Raw genomic sequence first — 24989 nt, forward strand, 5'->3', positions numbered from 1 at the left:
TAAACTTAGTACATCCTTTATTTATTTTCATCACCATTTATAATAATATCTAATTTTCCTGTTTCCGGAGAAATAATTAGTCCATGCACTCTTACGTCTTTTGGAAATAACGGATGATTTTTTATCATTTTAACACTTTCTCTTATTGATTCTTCTGCACATGAAAAACCATAAAGCCACCCCTCCACATCAATTCCTGCATACTTTAGAATATCAAATGTATCTTCTTTTATTCCTCTATTTTTAATTTTATCAATAAGGCTCTTTGTATCTAAATTGCTCATGCCACAGTTATGGTGTCCAATTACAAATACATCTTCAGCTCCAAATTCATAAACTGCCACTAATATGCTTCTCATTACTCCACCAAATGGATGCATGATAGTTGCTCCTGCATCTTTAATGATTTTAGCATCACCATTTTTTATATTCATAGCTTTAGGTAAAAGCTCTGTAAGTCTTGTATCCATACACGATAATATGGCCATTTTCTTTTTAGGAATCTTATCAGTCACATATTTCTCATATTGCTTATTATTCACGAATTCTTTATTATATTCCATTATACATTGTAAACTACTCATAGTTACCTCCCCATATACTTATGTAAAATTATTCTATTAAGTATATAAATTGCCTTAAGGTTTATTATAGCAATAATTTATTTAAATTCAAATAAATTATTTAGTAAAAATTATTATTAAGTATATAAATTTCTTATCAGTATAATCGATAAATAAATACCTAGATTAACATATTTTTGAAAGAGGGTTTTTATATGGAAATAGCAAAAATTGATGATATTATTTCTAGCACATCTCGAAAAAAAACAAATACAACTAATTCTGTTTTTGGTTTTAATGCTCAATTAGAAGCAGTCAGAAATTCATTTCTTCAATCAAATTCAAGTGATAAATTATCTGAAGAAGTTAAATCAGCTTTGGCTACAATTGAAAAAGTACTTGATATGAATATAACAGGTAACGATTATAAAGGTAATGGTAAGTTAGACATTATTTCTATAATGAAAAAACATGGTAATAAACTCTCATCATCTGATACTAAAGATTTTACAAAATCCCTGAATACATTATTAGATAATGATATGATTGATTATAAAGATTTTATTGAAGTTATCAAAATGTTAACCTTACAAAATAAGTATAGAAATATTTCTGATAAATTAGAAAGTGATACTATTACGAATACAAAGAACACTTCTGAAAATAAATGCGGTGATTCTAAAAATATAATATAGTAATAAGGAGTAATAAGATTTTGAATAAATCTTATTACTCCTATTTTAATCATATTTTTTAGAATCTGAAGTCACGTTGTCCTTCATGTAAATCATGAAGATGTTCTAAAACTACTTTTCTTACTTTTTCATTTGGTATTTTATCAACTTCTTCTTTTATTAGTTTTTCGCCATTTTTTCTTGTAATTTCACTCGCATAATCTTCTAAGTATTCTTTTAACGTTATTAATGCATTAGGCTGACAGCAGTTTGCTATTTGGCCTGACTTAACGAGACTCATAAACCTGTCCCCTGTTCTTCCTTCTCTATAACATGCTGTGCAAAAGCTTGGCATATATCCAAGTTCAAGAAGCCAATTAACTATCTCATCTAATGTTCTATTATCATTCACATCAAATTGTGCTGAATTATCCTCTTCTTCTTCTTTTTCAACATAACCGCCAACACTTGTTGATGAACCACCACTTATTTGAGATACTCCAAGTTCTAAAACTCTTTCTCTAGTCTTTTTAGATTCTCTTGTAGAAACTATAAGTCCTGTATATGGTACAGCTATTCTAAGTACAGCAACAATCTTAGCAAAAATATCATCTGAAATAGCATTTGTAAATTCATCTGGATTTATATCATCTGCTGGCCTTATTCTTGGTACACTTATAGTATGTGGTCCTACTCCCTTAGAAGCTTCCAAATGCTCTGCGTGCATTAAAAGCCCAATAAAGTCATATCTATATAAATTTAAACCAAATAAAACTCCACACCCTACATCATCAATTCCGCCATCCATAGCTCTATCCATAGCTTCTGTATGATAAGCATAGTCATGCTTTGGGCCTGTTGGATGAAGCTCTTCATAGGCCTCTTTATTATAAGTTTCTTGAAATAATATATATGTTCCAATTCCAGCTTCCTTAAGTTTAGTATAATTTTCAACTGTTGTAGCTGCAATGTTTACGTTAACTCTTCTTATAGCACCATTTTTATGCTTTATACCATAAATTGTTTTTATACTCTCTAAAACATATTCTATAGGATTATTTACTGGATCTTCTCCAGTTTCTAGTGCTAATCTTTTATGTCCCATATCTTGAAGAGCTACTACTTCTTTTTCAATTTCTTCTTGTGTAAGCTTTTTTCTTCTTATATGCTTATTCTTATGGTGATAAGGACAATATGTGCACCCATTTACACAATAATTTGATAGATATAATGGTGCAAACATAACTATTCTATTTCCATAAAATTTTTGTTTTATTTCTTTAGCAAGCTTGTATATCTTTTCATTTTCATCTTCTAAATCACATTCAAGAAGTACAGCTGCTTCCCTGTGGAATAATCCCTTGCAAGTTTTTGCTTTTTCTAAAATTTCATCAATCAGCTTACGATTGCTTTTATTCTCTTCAGCAAATTTGAGTGTTTCTAAAATCTCCTCATGATTAATAAATTCTGTTGCCACATTTGATTTTACATTATACATCTTTACATCTTCTTTCTTAAAATAAATTGTATAACTCGTTCTGACAACAAATGAATTATTTTAATAATAACTACATCTTAATACAAGGATACATTTCACAAGGCTCACTAAATATCATTTATTTTCCACTTTTTGAGTACATTGTCTTAACGTTTATGCCTTTAATCATCCCAAGCTTTCCTGACAATGAACTTATAACATCGTTAGTCGCATCTACAACAATGCTTATTACTGAAATTTTCTTTTCTCTATAAGGAATTCCCATTCTTCCTATTATATATTCTCCATATTCATGTAATATTGAATTTAATTTTTCAGTTGCATTTATATCTTCAACTATAATTCCAATCAATGCAATTCTAGTTTCCATAAAACTCATCCTTTCAAGATAAGATTTTAAATATACTCATTTAATATTAATATAAGATATCGCCTTATTCTTAGGATTTAATCCTTGTGTATTTCAGAACGTTTTATATTTTTTAATCTTCTCTCTTAGAAAATTCTTCAAGATAAGATTTGTTATTATTTTAACATATATATTTTTACTATAAAACCCTTTAATTACAGAATACATTACATACAAATAAAAAAGGTTCCAAAACTTGCTTTTGGGTTCTTTTGCGGGACTATAATTTTTTTTAACGTATTGGAATATCTAAGTTACAGAATAGATCTATTCTTAAGGCTTTTGCTATAATAAAAATTTTATATTTTCCTATACGTTAAAAAAACATCTAAAACTATTAGAATAGTCTTAGATGTTTTATTAGAAAACTATTAGAATGATACTACAATCCCACCATCATCAGCATAAATTGTACTTAAACCACCTGCTTCAAATATTATGATATCTTTAAAATCATATCTATTTTTAATTTCTTCCTTTAATTTTTCAGCTTTTTCTCTAGCATTTACATGTGTTATTCCAATAACTTTATTTTTAATATCAGTACCCTCTTCTCCAATTATCTCAATAAGTCTATTAAAAGCCTTCTTTTTTCCTCTTACCTGCTCTTTTAAAATTATTTCTCCATCACCATTATCGCACATGATAGGCGAAATATTAAGAAGTGTTCCAACAAATGCTTTAGTACTGCTTATCCTTCCGTTTTTAGCTAGATTATCTAACCTTTCAGCTAATAAAAATGTTTTTGTCTCCTCAATATATTCATTTATACTTTTAACGATTTCAGTTGGATGAATTTTTTCTTCTATTAACTGTTTTAATTTTAATACTATTAAACTTGCACCAGCTGTAGCATTTTTGCAATCAAATACATGTACAAATGTTTCTGGAGACTTTTCTTCCATCATAGATTTTGCCAGTATTGCACTGTTATGTGATCCACTAAGCTTCTCTGAAATTGTAACAACAAAATTATTTTTCTTTTCTTTTAACGCTTTAAAAAATTCATCCGGTGACGGACATGCTGTGGCTATTTTATTTTTTGTATTTTTCATTTTAGTTATTAATACTGATTGTTCTAGATCCTTATCTACAATTTCTTCACCATCAATTAATATCTTAAATGGAACTCTTTCCATACATGCTTCATTATCAAATATTTCATTGTTATAATCTATGCATGTGTCCATTATAATTTCATTATTCATTTTAATCCTCCGTATACTTACAATATATATACCCATAAAATCCTTAATATAATATAATAAATTTCTATATATAATATTGTATTTATCCTATGTTTATAAAAATTTTTTAATTATATTGTTTGTATTATATCATAAAACCATCTATATATGGAATTATCTTTTTGTATATATTATTCTTTTTAAGTTATACTTTAATAATTCTACTTCTATTACTTTTAATTCTTTTGATAATCCCTTAGTTGATGAGGCAATTTCATCTGAAGAAATGGCATTAAGCTGTACGGATTTAGAAATTTCATCTATTTCATTATTAGCTTTTTTTATTAATGCTTCTTGTTCATTCGTATCACACGTTATTTTTCCAATTAAATTTTTCACTTCATCAACATCATTAACCAAATCATTTATTGATTTAGCTGTATTATCTGCTAATTCTTGTCCTTTCCTTACATCTTTTATTGATTTTTCAATAAGAATTGTTGTTTCTTTAACTGCATTCACACTTTCTTCTGCTAACTTCCTTACTTCTTCTGCAACTACAGCGAATCCTTTTCCACTTTCACCTGCTCTTGATGCTTCTATTGCTGCATTTAACGCTAACAGGTTTGTTTGCTCTGCTATCTCATTTATTGTTTCTATTATATTTTTTATATTTTTAGATGAATGTTCTATTTCTTCCATAGCTTTTAACATTTCCATCATTTTATTATTGCTTAAATTTATTTTAATGTTTAAATCATTTGTAATATTATTTGTATTTATAGAATTTTTATTTGTTTCTTCTACTTTTTTATTTATACCTTCTATAAAATTTGAAAATCTATTTATTGTATCTACTTCATTTTTACTTCTTTCAGATAATAATTCTATATTTTGTGATATTACTTCTGAGCTATTATTTACATTAATAACAGAAATCTTTAAATTCTTAAATATTGTATTTAATCTATCTATTATTGCTTCGAATGCGCCTTTTATCTCAAAAAAATCACCTCTATATTCTATTTCTTCATTGACATTAACATTAAGATCTCCATTAGCTAATAAACTTAAAATTCTTGTTTCATCTTTTATATAACTATCAATTAAATCAATTGATTTATTTAATTCATTTGTCATGATACCAATCTCATCTTTTAAAATGTTTGAATAATCTGCTTGTAAATTTCCATTTTTTAATCTATTACATAACTTCATAACATTGTTTATACCATCATTAGTTATATCATTTAATATGTTTATTATTTTTATCATAATCATTAAAATGATAATTCCAAAAATAATTTCGCTAGCAAAAATTATATATTTGCTTTTATTGGATATATTTATAAATTCAACCGCATCTTCTTGAGACTTTCTTGAAATTTCACTTAATATATCATTGGCTGAATCTATATATTGAGGGTAGGTTGTTTTCATTATCTGCAAAGCAGAATTACTATTATCTTTTTCAATGAAATTTATAACTCTTTGCCTTTCATTTTCTGATTTTTCTATTTCTAATAAAAAGTTATTTATAAGCTTTAATTGTGATACATCATCTTTTTTGCAAAGCTTTTGAACTTCCTCAGAATATTTTTTTAATTCCTCTGACGCAATATTTGCATTTTCTATATTTTTTACAGCAATATCTACAGTTGCTCTATACATATACATATTTACTTCTCTCAACTTCACTTGCATTGCTAAAACTTTACTATTTATTTCATATGGACCATTATACATATCCGTTAAATTATTTGATAATATAACACCTTGAAAAATTGAAATAATCATAAATATTGCAAAGAACATTATTATTATTCTAAAAATAATTTTATTTCTCATTCTTATTGAATAATTCTCAAGCTTTTCTTTTATATCCCCCATATCTCTCATTCCTATTCTTATTTTAATTTTTTTATATAATCATCTACATTTTCTTTTGTTATCTTTTTATATGATGTTTTCACATAATTTTCATTTGTAATGTTAGTCAAATAATCTGTATTTCCAAACATCGCTAAAGAATATGCTATATCGAGTATTGCTTTTCCTTGTGATTTATAATCATTATAAACAGTTCCAGTCATATTCCCATCTTTAATTTGATATAATGCATCAGGTATACCATCTATGCCAATTACAATAGGTCTATTTTTAATATCTATATAGGCATTTTCTAAAGCATGTATTGCCCCTAGTGCCATATCATCATTATTACTGAATACGACTTCAATATTATTTCCAAATTCATTAATCCATTGTGTCATTTTTTCATATGCTTGTGCATTCTGCCAATTAGCTGTATCATCAGCAAGTTTTTCTACTTCAATATCATTATTTACTATTGTCTTTATACAACAATCTGTTCTGATTAATGAATCTTGATGTTCTGGTTCTCCTTCTAACATAACATATTGAATTTTCCCATCTCCATTTTTATCTATAAAACTTTTATTATTTTTATATTCATCTACAAATATTTCACCTTGAAGCCTCCCTGATTCCTCAGCATCTGCACCAACATAATATACTTTGTTCCACAGCTGCATATCTTCCTCTACTGGTTCTCTATTAAAAAATATTAGTGGTATATCTGCATCTTTAGCCTTGTTAATAATTGTAGATGCTGCTGTTCTATCTACAATATTTACACATATAACATCATAATCTTGACTTATAAATTTATCTACCTGGTTATTTTGTGTTGTTAAGTTCCCTTTTGCATCCACTATATTAACAGTTATTTTATAATTACCCTTAATTTCTTTTTCTTTGGCACATTCTTCTATTGCCTCTGCAACAAATGATATAAATGGATCTTCTTGCTTATATAATGTTATTCCTATTTTTATTTCTTTAGTTTCATTACTATTTATGCTGCATCCTTCAAATAGGTTATAGATAGAGATTATTATTAATATAAATAATAAATTTTTAATCCACTTATTCACAGCTTTCTCATCCTCCTAGCATCATCTAATAAATAAAAATAATATTCTTTGATTTTCTTTTGAGTACATATTTTCATTAGTTATTATAGTTGACTCAATTTTATCTACTTGTTGGCTTTCTCCATTTTTCATTCCAATAGCTCTTTTTACCCCTATATAACCAATATTAAACTCATTCTGCATTGCAGATCCATTTACTATTCCATCCTCTAAAAATGATATTACTTTACTTGTATTTCCTGAACCAAAAATTCTAGTATTTTTTAAGTTTTCATTTCCAACCATCATATCCTTTTTAACTTGAGCTGTAGTCTCTAATATAGGAGTATCAAAGGTAACTATTATATCTACAGAATTCCATCTTATAAACTGTGCTATTTGCTTATAATAATCACTTTCTTTACTCTGATCTAACTCCCAAATCATAAGTTCATTATTTGTTTTATCCATAATACTCATAAAGCCATTATATCTCTCCTCTGAACTTGTTTTTTCTAAGTTATCAGTAATTATAGCAATTTTCTCATTATCTCTTTCATCTTTAAGTATCTCCTGTGCTATCTTTTCTCCAAGATTATAATTATCACATGTAACTATACTTGTTTTATTTTTAGTATCAACCACTGATTCTACAAAGACTATTGGTATTTTTTTTTGTATGCTATCTATTGTTTCACCAATCTCTTTTGAATTTATTGGAGAAATTAATATTCCATCTGCTCCATTTTTAATCTCTCTTTGTATGACTTCTTTTTGTTCCTTTAATAAATCGTCATTAGATAAAGTAATAAATCTTATGTTTGCATTCATCTCTGTCGCTGCTTGTTCTGCGCCTTCCTTCATTAACATCCAGCTTTCATCACTTTTTCCACTTGTTATTACTGATATTTCATAGGTTTTTATTTCCTTTTTATCTATCAAAAGTTCTATTATTAAAAGCAAAAAAGATATGCTTAACATTACAAATAAAATAGTGAGGTTTCTTCTTCTAACTTTTGTCATTCTCTTTTCACCTCTTTATTCAATTCTTCTGAATACTTTAAAATTGGAATATGAATTCTAATTGTTGTCCCTTCATCTGGTTCACTATATATTTGTAGTCCATATATTTTTCCAAAATAAATTTGAATACGTTCATTAACATTCTTTAGCCCAATTCCTGAACCTTTTCCCTTTAATTTTTTTTCACCTCTCAAAATTTGTTCTGCTGTTTCTTGTGGCATTCCAAGTCCATTATCTATAACATCAATAAATAATTCTTCATTTTCAATATAAGACTTAACTATTATCTCGCCGTCTCCATCCATAAATTCCATTCCATGCTTAATAGCATTTTCAACTAATGGTTGAATAACAAGCTTGATACTTGCTAAATTAAGAGTCTCCTCTTCACATTCAATTTTATAAGTAAACTTATTTTTATAACGTATATTTTGTATTGTTAGATAATTACGTACATGTTCTATTTCATCGCTTAATGGTATTACATTTTTCCCTTTACTCAAGCTTATTCTAAACAATCTTGCAAGAGCTGTTACCATAATTATAGCCCCATCATAATTCTCATTTTCAATCATCCATACAATAGAATCTAAAGTATTATATAAAAAATGTGGATTTATTTGTGCTTGTAGTGCATTAAGTTCACTTTTTCTCTTTGACTCCTGCTCATGAATTATATTTTCCATAAGTATATTCATTTGCTCAACCATTGACTTAATTGCTTTTCCTAAGTGTTGAATTTCATACGATCCACTAATATTTATACCTATATTTTTTTCTCCACTTTCAAATTTCTTCACACTTCTTTCTAGCTCCACAATTGGATTCGTTATTCTAGATGATACAAACATATTAAGCAAAATAAGAATGGTCATTAAAAATAGCATGACAAATAATACGAAAATCCCCATAGGACGATAACTATATGTGATGTCCTTCATAGGCGTTACGCAAACTATTTTCCACCCAGTATATCCCACCGTTTTTACAGTAACTACTCTATTTTCTCCATTAAACTTTTCTTTATGATTCCCATCTTCATAATTTGATGCTACTATATTATTTTCTTGTATTAAATTTGAATATATCAATTGTTGCCTTGGATGATATATGATTTCTCCCTCGCTATCAATTAGATATATATATCCAGAATTACCCACATTAACATTTCTAAATAATTGTTCTATTCCAGTAAAATTCATATCTACAAGCATAACACCAGATGCTATTTTTCCACTATAAGTTATATCAACAGCACGACTTAATGAAACAACCCATCTGTATTTATAATTAGGGTCAATAAATAAATTTTGTACATGTGGTGTTGAGAAATGTAAATTTTCACTTTTATTTTTAGCATTAATAAACCATTCACTTTGTCTTGGATCAACAGAATCCTTAACTTGAGCTACTGGCGATGCCGAAACTACTTGTCCATATTCAGAAAAAATGCAGATACTTACTAATGAATCTTTGTTTGATTCATATAATAAATTTAGTTCCTTATTTACGTTATTCTTAGAAAAGTCATTTTTCTTTATTACACTATAATATGTTGTATTAGAAATTTTCATCATACTTCTTAAATAGCTATCCAAGTTTAAATTTACTTGTTCTAACATTAATACATTATTTTTAGATACCATTTCTTCTGTAGAATGTATGAATCTTAAATATAATGTTCCTCCAACCATAATCATTCCAGTTACAGCTATAATTGTAAATGAAATTGATATCATTCTTTGCATACTGTTTTTTTTATACCACTTATCTAATTCTTGTAGCTTCTCATTTATTAATTTAAGCATAACAATATCAGCTCTTTCTATACTTAGATGGAGAAATCCCAAATTTCTTTTTGAATACGTAGCTAAAATAATTTGCTTCTGGATATCCAACCTTTTCTGCTATCATGTATGTTTTATAATCTGTTGTATTTAAAAGTCTAACTGCTTCTTCAAGTCTTACTTCTGTAAGAAAATTAACAAAACTTGTATTTGTTTCTTTTTTAAATATTGTTGAAAAATATGTTTGACTTACATGTAAATTACTACACATCTTTTCTACTGATAAATCATAATCCATATAGTTTTCTTTTATATATTCTTTTGCTTTTTCAATAATTATTTTAGATGAATTTACTCTTTCATTTTTTATGGAAGTATTAATCTTAAAGCTTTTCTCAATAAACCACTCTTTTATCTCTGTTATTGAGTTAAAGTTATCAAGATAAGTGTAGCAATTAAAATTACTTCCAAATATATCAGCTAAATTTAGACTATATGATTTCACTAATTTTAATAGTGAAATCATAATTTCCATTATATATATTCTATATTCATTAAATGGTAAAATAGATATATCATAAATATTAAACAAACTATTTATAACTTTTGATATTTCCTCTTTGCTTTCTATTTTTATTGTATTGATCATTAATCTTTCTACACTTTCATCAAGATGTAATTGTATAGACGTATCCGGTTCCATATCTTCAATATATATAGCTTTGCCATTTCCTAAAATTACTCTATACTCTAAGACGCTTTGTGCTTCTTTATAAGATATACTTATTTTTTCAAACGAATCATACATTTTTCCAACGCCTACTGATATATTTAGCCCTACAATCCTCTTAAAGCTTCTACATACTTCATCTAGGGAATTTATGAAATTCTTTATCTCTTCATTTCCATTAAAGTTACCGATTACAATAACCTTATCCAAATACAAGAAACTTATGAAGCTACAGCATTTCTCCATAACTTCTTCTAAAACTTTTTTTATGGATATCTGAAGTAAATCTTTATTCTCTTTAAATTCAGTGTCATCTAATTGTTCTGAATCCAAATGAATTATCCCCACTACGAAATATGGTAATTCAAGATCTATCTTTAGCTTAAATAATTTATTTTTCCATTCATCTTCACTTACTCTTCCCTCAATTGCGCCTACTAGAAACTGCTCTCTTATAACTGGAATACTTTCAATATAGTGCTGCTGTAAAATCTCAATATTTCTTTTTTCATTATATTCTTTATCTAACATTATTTTTAATCTTTTCAACATTTCAATCAACTCAACAGAATTAATTGGTTTAAGTACGTATTCGATTACATTAAGTCTAATAGCTTTTTGTGCGTATTCAAAATCATCACATCCAGAAAACACTATTATTTTAGATGATGGCATGACTTCAGACAATTTCTTTCCTAATTCCAACCCATCCATAAAAGGCATTCTAATATCAGTCATTATTATATCTGGCTGCAGTTTTTCTGCTTTTTCAAGGGCTTCCTGTCCATTTTCCGCTTCTCCAATTATTTGAAATCCATAGCTCTTCCAATCTATTTTCTTTATTATTCCTAATCTTATTTCTTCCTCATCATCCACAATAATAATTTTATATAAGCTCATTTTATCCCACCTTATCTTATAGCTAATTAATTATTTCAAATATCTTGAATTAATTATAGCATATAAAATAATCTTCATCCATTTTTTGCTTTTTTATAAAAGTATAATACAGTTGAAAAGAGAATACTCAAAACTATATATATTTCGAGCATTCCCTTTAAAGTATATTTCAAAGTTTATCTTTTTCTATATTTTGATAAATCAATAGCAACTGCTACAGCAATTATGACACCTTTAATAACTTGCTGCCACATTGGACTTACAGCTATAAATTGTAATCCATATTGAATAACTGTGAATATCAATACACCACTTACAATTCCTGAAACTTTACCAACACCACCATTTAATGAAACGCCTCCAACAACGCATGCGGCGATTGCATCTAACTCATATCCATTACCATAGTTATTAGTTGCTCCTGCAGTTCTAGCAGCTTCAAGTATTCCTCCTACACCATATAATAATGATGCAAATACGAATATTCCCATAACAGTAGCAAATACATTAACCCCTGAAACTACTGCTGCTTCACGATTTCCACCAATAGCATAAACATTCTTTCCAAAAACAGTTTTGTTTAAAATAAACCAAACCAATATTATAAAGAATATAGCTATAGGAACTAAAATTGATATTCCTGGAAAACTTCCAACTTGGAATAACTTTGTTTGTCCAAGTGCTATAAAATCTGGGCGAATTCCTCCAATTGGTTGAGATTTATTAGGTGGCATATCAAAATATAAAGAACATATACCATAAACAATAACTTGTACTGCTAAAGTTGCAATAAAAGGATGCATATCATATTTGGCTACTAAAAAACCGTTCAGAAGTCCAAATAACATACATGCAAATATTCCAGCCAATATAGGGATTATAACTGTTAATTGAGGCATGTTAGGGAAAAATCTATTTGCATAATCTGAAGTTTGTAACATTGATGTAGATATTACAGCAGCGAGTCCTACCATACGTCCTGCTGAAAGGTCAGTTCCTGCAATTAATAATGTAAAACAAATTCCAAGTGCTATTATCATTTTAGTTGAAGATTGTGTTAAAATATCTAACATTACTTCATATTGCATAAAACGAGGTTGAATTATCATTATTACAACTACAAGTAGTAATAGTGCTAATATAATTGCATTATTAGTTAAAAAGTTTTTTACAGTTTTTGATGAAATCTCTATATCCACATTCTGATTTTTTTTATCTACAAATTGCCTAATTCCATAAATTAATCCTATTATGCCTACCCCCATTATGTAAATAGGTAAATCATAAAATACCTTTGGATTTAAAATAAAATTTAGAATAATTCCGAAAATTAAAAGAAATGCACCAATACCTAAAAATATATTAGCATAGCTTTTACGTGAAATTAATTTTCCTTGTTGCATATATATACCCCACTTTCTCAAATTTGATATTTACTTCCTAAATTGAGTAGAATAATTCATGATTTTTACTTGATCAGCTTCATCATGATCTAAAATTCCTGTTACCCTACCTTCACACATAACCATAATACGGTCAGACATTCCTATTAATTCTGGCATTTCAGAAGATATCATTATTATAGATTTACCTTTTCTAGCCAATTCTCGCATTATAGAATATATTTCATATTTTGCACCTACATCAATTCCTCTTGTAGGTTCATCCAATATAAGGATATCTGGACTCGTAAGAAGCCAACGTGCAATTAAAACCTTTTGCTGATTTCCACCAGAAAGATTCTGAATCTTTTCTTCCAGATTTGGAGTTTTAGTTTTTAAATCTTCATTAGATTTCTTAGATGCTTCATATCTTTTATTATCATTTAAAACACCAAATTTAGCATAATCCTTTTGATTTGCAATTACAGTATTATCTAATACTGAAAGAATTCCAAATATTCCAGTTGCTCTTCTTTCCTCAGTTAAAAGTGCAAATCCATAATTCTTTGCATCTTTTACAGACTTAATTTTTATTAACTTACCTTCTTTTTCTATTGTTCCAGATTGTATTGTATGAAGTCCAAACAAAGCCTCTACTAATTCAGTCCTTTGAGCTCCAACAAGACCACCAATGCCTAAAATTTCTCCTTTATACAGTTCAAAATTTATATTCTGAAACGATTTTGGATTATCCGAACAAAGATCGTTTACTTTCAAAATCACATCTTTACTTGTTTTATAATCTTTTACTGGAAATCTATTTGTCATATCACGACCAACCATACGATTTATTATTAAATCTGTTGTTAATTCTTTAGCTGCCCAAGTTCCAACATACTGTCCATCTCTCATTATTGTCACTTCATCTGATATTTTTAAAATTTCTTCCATCTTATGTGAAATATATATAATCGCACATCCTTTTTCTTGAAGTTTTTTTATAATTTTAAATAAGTGTTCAGTTTCATTAATAGTTAATGATGATGTTGGCTCGTCCATTATTATTATTTTTGAGTTATAACTTACTGCTTTAGCTATTTCAACTAATTGTAAAGTCGATGATGATAAACTTCCAGCCAATACTTCTGGATTAATATCTAGATCAACTTCTTTAAATAACTCTTCTGTCTTTTTTATCATTGTCTTTCTATCTACAGCGATCCCCTTCATGGGAAATCTTCCAAGCCAAATATTTTCCATTACTGGCCTATATCTAATTGGATGCAATTCTTGATGTATCATTGATATTCCTAAATCCAATGCTTGTTTTGAACTCTTTATTACTTCTTTTTTCCCATCCAATATAATTTCTCCGCCATCTTCTTCGTACACTCCAAAAAGACACTTCATTAAAGTTGATTTTCCCGCACCATTTTCACCCATAAGTGCATGTACGCTTCCTTTTTTTACTTTTAAAGTTACATTGTCCAATGCCTTTACACCTGGAAATACTTTGGTTATATTATTCATTTCCAATATATATTCCACACTCATGAAGCACGCCTCCTTATTTCAAGAAATTAGGGATGCGTAATGAATTTGCATCCCTATAAAATTTTACATATATGATTGATATATTATGGGCATTATTTCATATAATCTTGATAATTATCTTGAGTAACTTTTACATAGTCAATCCAAACATATTTTCCATCAGTTATTGGGTATCCAACATTCGCTTCATTAATTTCTTTACCTTGTGCTGCTGCACTAGCTATGTTTATTGTTGCTTTACCTTGGTTTTCTGCATCATTTAATACAGTTCCAAGAAGTGATCCATCTTTCATTGCTTGCAATGCTGGTGCAGTTGCATCAACACCAACTACTGGAATATATTTAGAAGAATCACCTTTGTTGTAGCCTTCTGCTTTAAGTGCTTCAACTGCACCTAATGCCATATCATCATTATTACAAAGAACAGCTTCAATTTTATCTAATCCTTGTCCAGTTATGAATGCTTTCATAAGATCTGTAGCTTTTGCTTTATCCCACATTGCTGTATCTGCTGCAAGTTTTTCTGTCTTATATCCAGCCTCTTCTATAGCTTTTATAGAATATTCTGTACGTAATGTAGCATCCTGATGTCCTGGTTCACCTTGTAACATTACATATTGAATAATGCCATCACCATTCTTATCTGCTTCTTTATGAGCTTTGAAATAATCAGCTATTATTTGACCTGATAATGTACCTGATTGCTCAGCTTTTGCTCCAACATACCAAACCTTATCATATGAATCCATGTCTGCTTTTTCTGGTTCACGGTTTAAAAATACTATAGGTAATTCTTTTGCTTTTGCTTTTTCAATAATAGGGCCTGCTGCTGTTCTATCAACTGGGTTTATTGCTAAAGCATTTACACCTTTTGTTATGAATGTATCTACTTGCTCATTTTGAGTAGGTTGCTTATTTTGAGAATCTACTAATTCAAGAGTAGCAGATTTTTCTTTAGCTTGTCCTTCCATTGCTGAACGAACACCTGTCATAAAAGTATCATCAAATTTATAAATAGCAGATCCAATTAAAACCTCTGCAGATTCACTTCCACCTTCTGAAGTAGCACCTGCATTTCCTCCTGATGATCCACCACATCCAGCAATTGTAGCTGCAATCATACTTGTCACCATTACTAGTGGTAATAATTTCTTAATCTTTTTCATTTTTAACCCCTCCATATTCATTTAATAAATATAAATGTTTTACATCGTTTACAATGATTATTATAAGGTTTTCATAGTACATACTCTATAGAAAATTCTTTTGAAAACTATCGAAATTCTTAACACTTTTTTAGAATATATATAAATAAAAAACTGTCTTGAAATATGGAAATTATTTCCTATTTCAAGACAGTTTATATGCTATATTTTAATTTAAAGAGGTTAGCTTATTTATACTATTAATTTTAATAAAATTATCAATTATTCTAATAGATATTTTTTAACATTAAAAATTATCTATTGCAGCTCTTTCAATGGCAAGCCCATTAGTATAATGTTTGATGAATTCATTAAATCCTTCAACATCTTCTGGATTTGGGTCAATCTTTGTTCCCATTTTTCCTGCAAATACTTTGCCTGTAAGATACTCTTCTAATGTTTCATCTTCAGACTTATTAAGCATATATGATGCAAGTAATGCAATTCCCCATGCACCACCTTCTCCAGCAGTCTCCATAACTGAAACTGGAGCATCTATAGCTGCTGCCATAATCTTTTGTCCAACATCCTTAGTCTTAAACAATCCACCATGACCTAAAATTTGATCAAGTTTTACTCCTTCTTCTTTAAGAAGAAGGTCTAAACCTATTTTTAATGCACCCAATGCTGTAAACAAATGAACTCTCATAAAATTTGCCAAGTTAAATTTGCTTTCTGGTGAACGAACAAATAATGGACGCCCTTCCTCAAAGCCAGTTATGTGCTCCCCTGAGAAGTAATTATATGCTAATAAACCACCACAGTCTGAATCACCCTCAAGTGCCTTATTATATAAAGTTCCAAATAATTTATTCATATCAACTTCTATGCCAAATGCCTCAGAAAACTCTTTGAAAAGTCCAACCCATGCATTAAGATCTGAAGTGCAGTTATTACAGTGAACCATAGCTACTAGGTTTCCAGTAGGTGTAGTAACCAAATCAATTTCTTCATGTAATTTTGCTAATTCTTTTTCAAGCACAATCATTGCAAAAACAGATGTTCCTGCTGAAACATTACCTGTACGCTTTGCAATACTATTAGTTGCAACCATCCCTGTTCCTGCATCACCTTCTGGAGGGCAAAGTTGAATTCCTGGTTTTAAATTTCCTGTAACATCCAGAAGCTTTGCTCCTTCTTCTGTAAGAACCCCAGCACTTTCACCTGCCAATAAAACTTTTGGAAATATATCTTCAAGCTTCAACGATAGATTTTTAGATACTATTAGATCATTAAATTGCTTAACCATATTAGCATTATAATCTTTTGTTTCTATATCAATAGGAAACATTCCCGATGCCTCTCCAACACCTAAAACCTTTTCACCAGTAAGTTTCCAATGTATATAACCTGCTAATGTTGTTTGGAAGTCAATATGTGCTACGTGTTCTTCTCCATTTAAAATTGCTTGATAAAGATGAGCAATACTCCATCTTTGAGGAATATTATAATTAAATAACTTTGTTAATTCTTCTGAAGCTTTTTCAGTAATAGTATTACGCCATGTACGGAATGGTACTAAAAGTTCGCCTTCTTTATCGAAAGCCATATATCCATGCATCATAGCACTGATTCCTATAGCACCTATTGTTTCAATAGTAACTCCATATTTTTGTTTAACATCGTCAGACATCTTAGCATAACTATCTTGCAGACCACTCCAAATATCATCTAATGTATAAGTCCATATATTATTAACATATCTATTTTCCCAATCATGACTTCCTGAAGCAATAGGTTCATTATCTTCATTAATCAAAACTGCCTTAATTCTAGTTGATCCAAGTTCAATACCAAGAACTGTCTTACCATTAATGATTGAATTTTTTATATCATTGATTTGTAAACTCATAAAATACCTCCACTATATCTTCATTTATTTTAATGAAAGCAAGCTATGCAAATAAATAATTTTATTAAATGCAGAACTTGCTTCCAGCATACAAATACTCTCTTTGTTACTTACCTTGTATTATATTATTTTTTCAACTTGTTTAGCCTTTAATTTCCTATTTATTAACAACCTTAACTGCTGTATCAACAACATTATCAACAGTGAATCCGAATTGCTTAAATAGCTCGTTTGCATTTCCTGATGCACCAAATGTATCAAGTGAGATTATCTCTCCATCTAAACCTACATACTTATGCCATCCAAATGAAGTTAATGCTTCAACTGCAACTCTCTTTCTTACACAGTTTGGAAGTACACTTTCCTTGTAATCTTCATCTTGTGCATCAAATAATTCGAAACACGGAATACTTACTACTCTTGCATCAATTCCTTTAGCTTCTAATTCATCTGCAGCTTTATATATAAGTTCTACTTCTGAACCTGATGCCATTAAAATAACATCTGGAGTTTCTTTCTTAGATTCTTTTATTATATAACCACCTTTTAATGCTCTCTTTGGACATCCTTCATATAGTGGTAGTTTTTGTCTTGTTAACACTAATGATGTTGGTGTTTCCCCATTAGTTACAGCGTAATACCAAGCGGCTGCTGTTTCTTTTGAGTCGGCTGGTCTAAATACTGCCATATTAGGCATACTTCTAAGTGCTGCTAATTGTTCAATTGGTTGGTGAGTTGGGCCATCTTCTCCTACCCCAATACTATCATGAGTTAAGACATATGGTATTGGTAATTTCATAAGAGCTGATAATCTCATTGCACCTTTCATGTAATCACTAAATACAAAGAATGTTGAACAGAATACCTTAAGTCCACCATGAGCGTACATACCGTTAGTAATGGCTGCCATTGCATGCTCTCTTACTCCAAAATGAAGATTTTGTCCACTTCTATCTTCCGCTGAGAAGTCTCCCTTGTCTTTCATATAAGTCTTATTTGAAGGAGCTAAATCTGCTGAACCTCCCATTAAATTTGGAATTATATTAGCTAATCTATTTATAACTATTCCTGACGATTCTCTTGTAGCCATTTCTTTATCAAAGCTCCAGAATTCATCATTGTTTAATAATTCTTCTTTATCTATTTCATTCTTCATCCATTTAGTATATTCATCTGCTAATTCTGGATAAGCTTCTGAATATTGTTTAAATAACTCATGCCAGTTTTCTTCTTTCCATACACCTTCTCCAATATACTTGTCCATATTTGTATACACTTCGTCTGGTACATAGAATGCAGGTTCTAATTGCCATCCTAGATTTTCTTTTAATGCTCTTATATTTTCTTCTCCTAATGGCTCACCATGTGCTGATGCCTTACCTTGTTTGGCTGGGCATCCATACCCTATTACATTCTTCACAATTATAATTGATGGTCTTAAACTGTCTCTTTTTGCATCATCAATTGCATTTGAGATTGCATCTATGTCATTTCCATTTTCAACTTTGATTACTTGCCAGCCATAAGCTTCGTATCTCTTAGCAACATCTTCTCTAAATGCTATATCAGTATTACCTTCAATTGAAATATTATTTGAATCGTAAAGTACAATTAATTTTCCAAGACCTAATGTCCCAGCAAGTGATGAAGCTTCTCCTGATATACCTTCCATAAGGCATCCATCACCAACAATTGCATATGTGTAGTGATCTACAATATTAAAATGTTCTTTGTTGAATTTTTCTGCAAGGTGAGCTTCTGCCATAGCCATACCTACCGCATTACATATACCTTGTCCAAGGGGTCCAGTTGTTATTTCAACACCTTTTGTGTGGCCGTATTCTGGATGGCCAGGAGTTAAACTTCCAACTTGTCTAAAGTTTTTAATATCTTCAATAGTTATTCCATATCCAAATAAGTGTAATAAAGAATATTCAAGCATTGATCCATGCCCTGCTGATAAAACAAATCTATCTCTATTATCCCAGTCTGGATTTTTTCCATTATGATTCATTTTTGTCCATAATGTAAATGCCATTGTAGCTGCTCCAAGTGGAAGACCAGGATGGCCAGAATTTGATTTTTGTATAGCATCTGCTGATAAAACTCTTATTGCATTAATAGATAATTTATCTAATTCTCTACTCATTGTTATCCTCGCTTTTTATTTATTTTATTTTTTATTAATCCCAAATATATAGACTCATCTTTTTGGGGTCATCTCAAATCAATATATTAATTTGAGATAAAAATTTATTTGCACACTCTAATCCACATAAAATAAGCATATTCTTAAATTCTTAAATTCTTAAATTCTTAAATTCTTAAATTCTTAAATTCTTAAATTCTTAAATTCTTAAATTCTTAAATTCTGGGCATTTTTTCATTCTTCAAATATTTGTGCAATAAATTTCTTTTATTTAAAATCTGCTACGTTCATACTTTTAACTATCGTACTTTCTAATTATTCAATTTTTAAATGAAACTCACTATTCACATCCGTTCATAGGAGTAAGTTCGAGCAACCAAATATATTCTGAAACTTCTACTCACATTCGTTCGTAGAAGGGCTATACCACTAAACTCGTTCCTCGCCAAGTGTTATATGCCAATTTGGGCTCTCACTTAAATTTATTTATCTCCAAACGCTGCTGCCCAGTCTGCCTTAAATTTTTCAAGACCTTGATCTGTTAATGGATGCTTTAACATTTGTTTAACTAAATCATAGGGAACAGTTGCTATATCAGCACCGGCTTTTGCAGCTTCTATAACATGTATTGGATTTCTTACGCTTGCCGCAATTATTTCTGTTTCTATTCCATGTATTGCAAATATTTCTGCTATGTCTCTTACTAAATCCATACCTATCATTGATATATCATCTACTCTTCCAAGGAATGGACTTACATATGTTGCTCCTGCATTTGCTGCAAGTAATGCTTGTGTTGCTGAGAATATTAATGTTACGTTTGTTTTTATTCCTTCGCTTGCTAAAACTTTAGTTGCTTTTAATCCTTCACCTGTCATTGGGATTTTTACAATCATATTTTTATGAATCTTAGCAATTTCTCTACCTTCTTTTATCATTCCTTCAGCATCTTCACTTACTACTTCTCCACTTATTGGTCCATCTACTATTTCAGTAATTTCTTTTATTACTTCATTAAAATCTCTTCCTTCTTTGGCTACAAGTGATGGGTTTGTTGTTACACCAGAAATTACTCCCATCTCATTTACTTCTTTAATATATTCTACATTTGCTGTGTCTAAGAAAAATTTCATTTTAGATACCTCTCCCTTTTATTTGATATTTTTACTCTTTACTTATAGTTTATCTATGTTTTTATATTAATAAAATAATTTATTGTTAAGTAAGGATTGCCTTAAGCTCGGAGTTCCAATTCTGAAGATTAAAGCTTTACCTACTAACTTTTATTTATTGACCATAGTATGCATTTACACCATGTTTTCTTAAATAATGCTTGTCCAATAAAGTTTGATTAACTTTATCAACTCTAGTATTTAATGTCATAGTATTGTATGCCATTTGTGCAACCTTATCTAATACTACCGCATTATATACAGCATTATCAGGATCTTTTCCCCACGCAAATGGGCCATGATTCTTTACAACAATCGCTGGTACTTCTAGTGGGTCTCTATCACCTATTGTTTCAACTATTACATTTCCTGTTTCCTTTTCATACTCACCATTTATCTCATCATCAGTTAAATCTCTTGTGCATGGTATATCTCCATAAAAGTAATCAGCATGTGTTGTTCCAAAAGCAGGTATTGACAATCCTGCTTGTGCAAAACTTGTTGCCCATTCAGAGTGTGTATGAACTACTCCCCCAATGTTTGGATAAGTATTATACATAACTAGGTGAGTAGGAGTATCTGTTGATGGTTTATATTTTCCTTCAACTATATTTCCATTCAAATCAAGTACTACCATGTCCTCAGCCTTCATAGTATCATAATCAACACCACTTGGCTTAATAACAACTAGTCCCATTTCTCTATCTATTCCACTTACGTTACCCCATGTATAAATCACAAGTCCTTTCCTTTGAAGTTCCATATTTGCTTCATATACCTTTTGCTTTAATTCTTCTAACATTTCTCTCCTCCTAAATTAATATTATTTATTTGCTGTATTAAATAGTTTTTATCGTCGAGTCAATGTACGTACAAGTTTATATGAAATAAATTTGATATATATTAAAATTTTTGTAATGCATAACTAGGATTTGTTATGCATCAAAAATTTTAATTAAATTCTTCTACATGATTCTCTTACTATTAATTCTGCATCATATACATATTGTGGTTTATCAATTCTACCTTCTATCATATCAATAATGCACTTTGCTGCCATTATTCCCATTTCTCTTTTAGGATGTTTTATTGTTGTAATTTTAATATCTGATGATACTGCTAAACTTGAATCATCGAAACTTACAATTGATAAATCTTTCGGTATTTCTAGTCCTTCTTTTCTGCAATTATCTATTACCCTCAGTGCAACTTTATCATTATAGCAAAGTATTGCTGTAGGCGGGTTTTCTTGACTTAACATTTTTTTTACAAACTGATCAATATACATATCCTGATTATCGGTTATATATTCTCCTACAATTGATTTGTTAAAACACAAATTGTATTCCTGGAGTGCTTTAATATATCCTTTTCTCCGTCTTTCCCCTTGCATATCATCGGCTTTAAAAACTGCCGCTATATTTCTATGTCCAAGTCCTAATAAATAATTAGTTAGCTTATATCCACCTTGTTCATCATCAACAATTATATATGCTGAATTTTCTTCATCACAATTTGCATTTATAGCTATATATTGTATTCCTTTTTTCTCCAACTTAACAATGCTTTCATGATGAAGATTATTTATAGAACTTTGTGCTGGTTCAACAATTAATCCTGATATGTCCTGATTTATTATGTTCTCAAAACAAAGCTTTTCAGCTTCAATATCATTATTACTACTAAATAATAATAAGTTATAGCCTTTTTTTCTTAGTTCTTCTTCTATTCCTGAAATTATTCTTGGAAATATATAGTCTGAAATATAAGTTGTAAGTACTGCTACATTTTTTTTCTGCTCATTATTTTTTCTATTAGCAAAAAAACTTCCCTTTCCTCTCTCCTTATATATCCATCCTTCTTGAGCTAAGTAATTAAGTGCTTGCCTTACAGTATGTCTGCTAACATTAAAAATGCTTGCTATTTCATTTTCTGACGGTAATTGTTCCCCTGCTGAAACCTTATTTTCTTCTACAAGGTTCATGTAATACCTTTCGATAACTTCATGCTTTGTTTCAGCTTCTTTCATCTTTCTCAACTACTTCCATGAAATATATTATGCTATTATACAGCTTAATTCATATAATTATGTGCTAAGCTGTACGCACTAGCTGATTTGATTATATAACGTATAGATAGCATTTTCAATACTTTTTCTTAAATTTATGGTTCTTTAAAGTATATAAATTTATCTTTAAAAATTAAAACATATTACTAAACTGGCTTATTTACTTTAGTCCACAATATTTGATGAAAAAATTATCCAAATAATTTCTTTTTGTACTTGTACGCACAATATTTTTATATTATAATATGCTTGTACTTACAAAAACGTCTTATTTAAAGAATATCTTGTAAAGGTATTACTAATTAGATATTACTTATTTAAAACTAAATTTAGGAGGAATGTTACATGTTAAAAGTTAAAAATTATGAATTTTGGTTCGTAACTGGAAGCCAACCTTTATATGGACCAGAAGTAATTGATCAAGTAAAAGAAAATTCAAAAAAAGTAGTTGAAGGCTTAAATGAATCAGGACTACCTTATAAAATAGTATTTAAAACAGTTACTACTGACTCTGAATCAGTAAGAAAAGTTTGTAGTGAAGCTAATGTAGATGAAAATTGTGCTGGTATAATAACTTGGATGCATACTTTCTCACCTGCTAAGAATTGGATTCACGGTTTATCACAATTAAGAAAACCAATGCTTCACCTTCATACTCAATTTAATAGAGAGATTCCTTGGGATACTATTGATATGGACTTTATGAATTTAAATCAAGCAGCTCATGGTGATAGAGAATTTGGACATATATGCGCAAGATTACACATGCCAAGAAAGATAGTCGTTGGTTATTGGAAAGATGCTGATGTCTGTGAAAAAATAGCTAAATGGATGGCTCCAGCTATAGCTTTTGTTGAAGGAACTAATATCAGAGTAGCTCGTTTCGGAGATAACATGAGAAATGTTGCTGTTACTGATGGTGATAAGATTGAAGCTCAAATTAAATTTGGTTGGACTGTTGACTACTATCCAGTTGGAGATTTAGTTGAATATATAAATAAAGTCACAGATACTCAAATCAATGAACTTATGGAAGAATATAAGAAGTTATATAATATAGATCCTGCTGCTGACATTGAATCTATTCGTGAACAAGCAAAAATTGAAATCGGGATGAGAACTTTCTTAGATGAAAGAAATTATAATTGCTTTGTAACAAACTTCCAAGCTCTTAATGGAATGAAACAACTTCCTGGCCTTGCAGCACAACATTTAATGTCTGAAGGATATGGATTTGGAGCTGAAGGAGATTGGAAGACTGCTGCTCTTGTTAGAGCTATGAAGATTATGGCTGATGGAAAAGGTACAGGCTTAATGGAAGACTATACTTATAACTTAGCAAAAGATGGCGAAACAATACTTGGAGCTCACATGCTTGAAGTGTGTCCTACATTATCAGATGAAAATTGCAAACCAACTATAGAAGTTCATCCTCTAGGAATTGGAGATAAAGAGCCACCTGCTCGTCTAGTATTTAAAGGTGCAAAAGGACATGCTGTTGCTGCTTCATTAATTGATATGGGTAACAGATTTAGATTAATCGTAAATAGTGTTGATGCTATAGATGTACCTCATGATATGCCTAATTTACCAGTTGCAAGTGTTCTTTGGAAACCACAACCTTCATTAAAAGTTGGTGCTGAAGCTTGGATCTTAGCTGGTGGAGCTCATCACACAAGTTTCTCATTTGTTGTTGATGAACAACAATTAATAGACTGGGCTGAAATGACTGGAATTGAATGTGTAATTATTGATAATGATACTAAAATTCCTGAATTCAAAAATACATTAAGATTAGGTGAACTTACTTGGAAATAATCTAATTTATTGTTTACTCTCATAACCTTTACTATAAACTTTAAATAGATGTGTAATTTATAGAATCCCCCCATTATTGTTT

Annotated in this window: 19 protein-coding genes; 2 read left to right on the forward strand and 17 right to left on the reverse strand. The window is 29.6% G+C overall.

What is annotated here, in order from left to right; genetic code table 11:
- Positions 1–17 precede the first annotated feature (17 nt).
- Complete coding sequence (locus tag CNEONATNEC86_RS17640) at positions 18–584, reverse strand: beta-class carbonic anhydrase (RefSeq protein WP_058296464.1); 567 nt, start codon at positions 582–584, stop codon at positions 18–20.
- Between the two features lie 194 nt (positions 585–778).
- Between CNEONATNEC86_RS17640 and CNEONATNEC86_RS17645 the strand changes: the two genes are divergently transcribed.
- Complete coding sequence (locus CNEONATNEC86_RS17645) at positions 779–1258, forward strand: hypothetical protein (protein ID WP_159136492.1); 480 nt, start codon at positions 779–781, stop codon at positions 1256–1258.
- Positions 1259–1316: 58 nt separating this feature from the next.
- On the opposite strand, the gene hydG is transcribed toward CNEONATNEC86_RS17645, so the two are convergent.
- The 16 genes from hydG to CNEONATNEC86_RS17725 all read right to left on the reverse strand — a co-directional run bounded on the left by hydG (position 1317) and on the right by CNEONATNEC86_RS17725 (position 23050).
- Positions 1317–2735, reverse strand: a complete 1419-nt coding sequence (gene hydG / locus CNEONATNEC86_RS17650; protein WP_159136493.1) for a [FeFe] hydrogenase H-cluster radical SAM maturase HydG — start codon at positions 2733–2735, stop codon at positions 1317–1319.
- A gap of 118 nt (positions 2736–2853) precedes the next feature.
- On the reverse strand, positions 2854–3105 hold the full coding sequence (locus tag CNEONATNEC86_RS17655; protein WP_058296467.1) for a TM1266 family iron-only hydrogenase system putative regulator: 252 nt from the start codon (positions 3103–3105) through the stop codon (positions 2854–2856).
- A 410-nt stretch (positions 3106–3515) separates the two neighbouring features.
- Complete coding sequence (locus CNEONATNEC86_RS17660) at positions 3516–4352, reverse strand: DegV family protein (protein ID WP_159116814.1); 837 nt, start codon at positions 4350–4352, stop codon at positions 3516–3518.
- A 153-nt stretch (positions 4353–4505) separates the two neighbouring features.
- Entirely contained in the window at positions 4506–6221 is a 1716-nt protein-coding gene (locus CNEONATNEC86_RS17665; protein WP_159136494.1) for a methyl-accepting chemotaxis protein, read from the reverse strand.
- A 17-nt stretch (positions 6222–6238) separates the two neighbouring features.
- Positions 6239–7288, reverse strand: a complete 1050-nt coding sequence (locus tag CNEONATNEC86_RS17670) for a galactose ABC transporter substrate-binding protein (protein ID WP_159136495.1) — start codon at positions 7286–7288, stop codon at positions 6239–6241.
- A 21-nt stretch (positions 7289–7309) separates the two neighbouring features.
- Positions 7310–8290 (reverse strand): substrate-binding domain-containing protein, encoded by a 981-nt coding sequence (locus CNEONATNEC86_RS17675; RefSeq protein ID WP_159136496.1) that lies wholly within the window; start codon positions 8288–8290, stop codon positions 7310–7312.
- Entirely contained in the window at positions 8287–10098 is a 1812-nt protein-coding gene (locus tag CNEONATNEC86_RS17680) for a sensor histidine kinase (RefSeq protein ID WP_125147503.1), read from the reverse strand. The genes CNEONATNEC86_RS17675 and CNEONATNEC86_RS17680 overlap by 4 nt, the downstream gene beginning before the upstream one ends.
- 7 nt (positions 10099–10105) lie before the next feature.
- Positions 10106–11707 (reverse strand): response regulator, encoded by a 1602-nt coding sequence (locus CNEONATNEC86_RS17685; RefSeq protein WP_159136497.1) that lies wholly within the window; start codon positions 11705–11707, stop codon positions 10106–10108.
- Between the two features lie 176 nt (positions 11708–11883).
- On the reverse strand, positions 11884–13110 hold the full coding sequence (mglC, locus tag CNEONATNEC86_RS17690; RefSeq protein ID WP_125147505.1) for a galactose/methyl galactoside ABC transporter permease MglC: 1227 nt from the start codon (positions 13108–13110) through the stop codon (positions 11884–11886).
- A 30-nt stretch (positions 13111–13140) separates the two neighbouring features.
- Positions 13141–14643 (reverse strand): sugar ABC transporter ATP-binding protein, encoded by a 1503-nt coding sequence (locus CNEONATNEC86_RS17695; RefSeq protein ID WP_125147506.1) that lies wholly within the window; start codon positions 14641–14643, stop codon positions 13141–13143.
- Positions 14644–14735: 92 nt separating this feature from the next.
- Positions 14736–15809, reverse strand: coding sequence for a galactose ABC transporter substrate-binding protein (locus tag CNEONATNEC86_RS17700; protein WP_159136498.1), 1074 nt, complete (start codon positions 15807–15809; stop codon positions 14736–14738).
- A gap of 286 nt (positions 15810–16095) precedes the next feature.
- The gene (locus CNEONATNEC86_RS17705; RefSeq protein ID WP_159136499.1) at positions 16096–17700 is read right to left on the reverse strand and encodes a xylulokinase; all 1605 of its coding nucleotides are present in this window, start codon (positions 17698–17700) and stop codon (positions 16096–16098) included.
- 157 nt (positions 17701–17857) lie between these two features.
- Positions 17858–19849, reverse strand: a complete 1992-nt coding sequence (tkt, locus tag CNEONATNEC86_RS17710) for a transketolase (RefSeq protein ID WP_159136500.1) — start codon at positions 19847–19849, stop codon at positions 17858–17860.
- Between the two features lie 482 nt (positions 19850–20331).
- Positions 20332–20982, reverse strand: a complete 651-nt coding sequence (gene fsa, locus CNEONATNEC86_RS17715) for a fructose-6-phosphate aldolase (RefSeq protein WP_125147510.1) — start codon at positions 20980–20982, stop codon at positions 20332–20334.
- 154 nt (positions 20983–21136) lie between these two features.
- Entirely contained in the window at positions 21137–21823 is a 687-nt protein-coding gene (locus CNEONATNEC86_RS17720) for an L-ribulose-5-phosphate 4-epimerase (protein WP_058296480.1), read from the reverse strand.
- 153 nt (positions 21824–21976) lie between these two features.
- Positions 21977–23050 carry a GntR family transcriptional regulator gene (locus CNEONATNEC86_RS17725; protein WP_159136501.1) on the reverse strand — a complete coding sequence of 358 codons (1074 nt, stop codon included), beginning with the start codon at positions 23048–23050 and terminating at the stop codon, positions 21977–21979.
- Between the two features lie 384 nt (positions 23051–23434).
- Here CNEONATNEC86_RS17725 and araA point away from each other — a divergent pair, with 384 nt between their 5' ends.
- Positions 23435–24907 carry an L-arabinose isomerase gene (gene araA, locus CNEONATNEC86_RS17730; RefSeq protein WP_159136502.1) on the forward strand — a complete coding sequence of 491 codons (1473 nt, stop codon included), beginning with the start codon at positions 23435–23437 and terminating at the stop codon, positions 24905–24907.
- Positions 24908–24989 lie beyond the last annotated feature (82 nt).

The organism is Clostridium neonatale, from assembly GCF_900465025.1.
In the GTDB taxonomy this organism is placed as follows: domain Bacteria; phylum Bacillota; class Clostridia; order Clostridiales; family Clostridiaceae; genus Clostridium; species Clostridium neonatale.

Coding starts and splice junctions, on each gene's coding strand:
- CNEONATNEC86_RS17640 (WP_058296464.1), bottom strand. CDS start 584: ATGAGTAGTTTACAATGTATAATGGAATATAATAAAGAATTCGTGAAT.
- CNEONATNEC86_RS17645 (WP_159136492.1), top strand. CDS start 779: ATGGAAATAGCAAAAATTGATGATATTATTTCTAGCACATCTCGAAAA.
- hydG (WP_159136493.1), bottom strand. CDS start 2,735: ATGTATAATGTAAAATCAAATGTGGCAACAGAATTTATTAATCATGAG.
- CNEONATNEC86_RS17655 (WP_058296467.1), bottom strand. CDS start 3,105: ATGGAAACTAGAATTGCATTGATTGGAATTATAGTTGAAGATATAAAT.
- CNEONATNEC86_RS17660 (WP_159116814.1), bottom strand. CDS start 4,352: ATGAATAATGAAATTATAATGGACACATGCATAGATTATAACAATGAA.
- CNEONATNEC86_RS17665 (WP_159136494.1), bottom strand. CDS start 6,221: ATGGGGGATATAAAAGAAAAGCTTGAGAATTATTCAATAAGAATGAGA.
- CNEONATNEC86_RS17675 (WP_159136496.1), bottom strand. CDS start 8,290: ATGACAAAAGTTAGAAGAAGAAACCTCACTATTTTATTTGTAATGTTA.
- CNEONATNEC86_RS17680 (WP_125147503.1), bottom strand. CDS start 10,098: ATGCTTAAATTAATAAATGAGAAGCTACAAGAATTAGATAAGTGGTAT.
- CNEONATNEC86_RS17685 (WP_159136497.1), bottom strand. CDS start 11,707: ATGAGCTTATATAAAATTATTATTGTGGATGATGAGGAAGAAATAAGA.
- mglC (WP_125147505.1), bottom strand. CDS start 13,110: ATGCAACAAGGAAAATTAATTTCACGTAAAAGCTATGCTAATATATTT.
- CNEONATNEC86_RS17695 (WP_125147506.1), bottom strand. CDS start 14,643: ATGAGTGTGGAATATATATTGGAAATGAATAATATAACCAAAGTATTT.
- CNEONATNEC86_RS17700 (WP_159136498.1), bottom strand. CDS start 15,809: ATGAAAAAGATTAAGAAATTATTACCACTAGTAATGGTGACAAGTATG.
- CNEONATNEC86_RS17705 (WP_159136499.1), bottom strand. CDS start 17,700: ATGAGTTTACAAATCAATGATATAAAAAATTCAATCATTAATGGTAAG.
- tkt (WP_159136500.1), bottom strand. CDS start 19,849: ATGAGTAGAGAATTAGATAAATTATCTATTAATGCAATAAGAGTTTTA.
- fsa (WP_125147510.1), bottom strand. CDS start 20,982: ATGAAATTTTTCTTAGACACAGCAAATGTAGAATATATTAAAGAAGTA.
- CNEONATNEC86_RS17720 (WP_058296480.1), bottom strand. CDS start 21,823: ATGTTAGAAGAATTAAAGCAAAAGGTATATGAAGCAAATATGGAACTT.
- CNEONATNEC86_RS17725 (WP_159136501.1), bottom strand. CDS start 23,050: ATGAAAGAAGCTGAAACAAAGCATGAAGTTATCGAAAGGTATTACATG.
- araA (WP_159136502.1), top strand. CDS start 23,435: ATGTTAAAAGTTAAAAATTATGAATTTTGGTTCGTAACTGGAAGCCAA.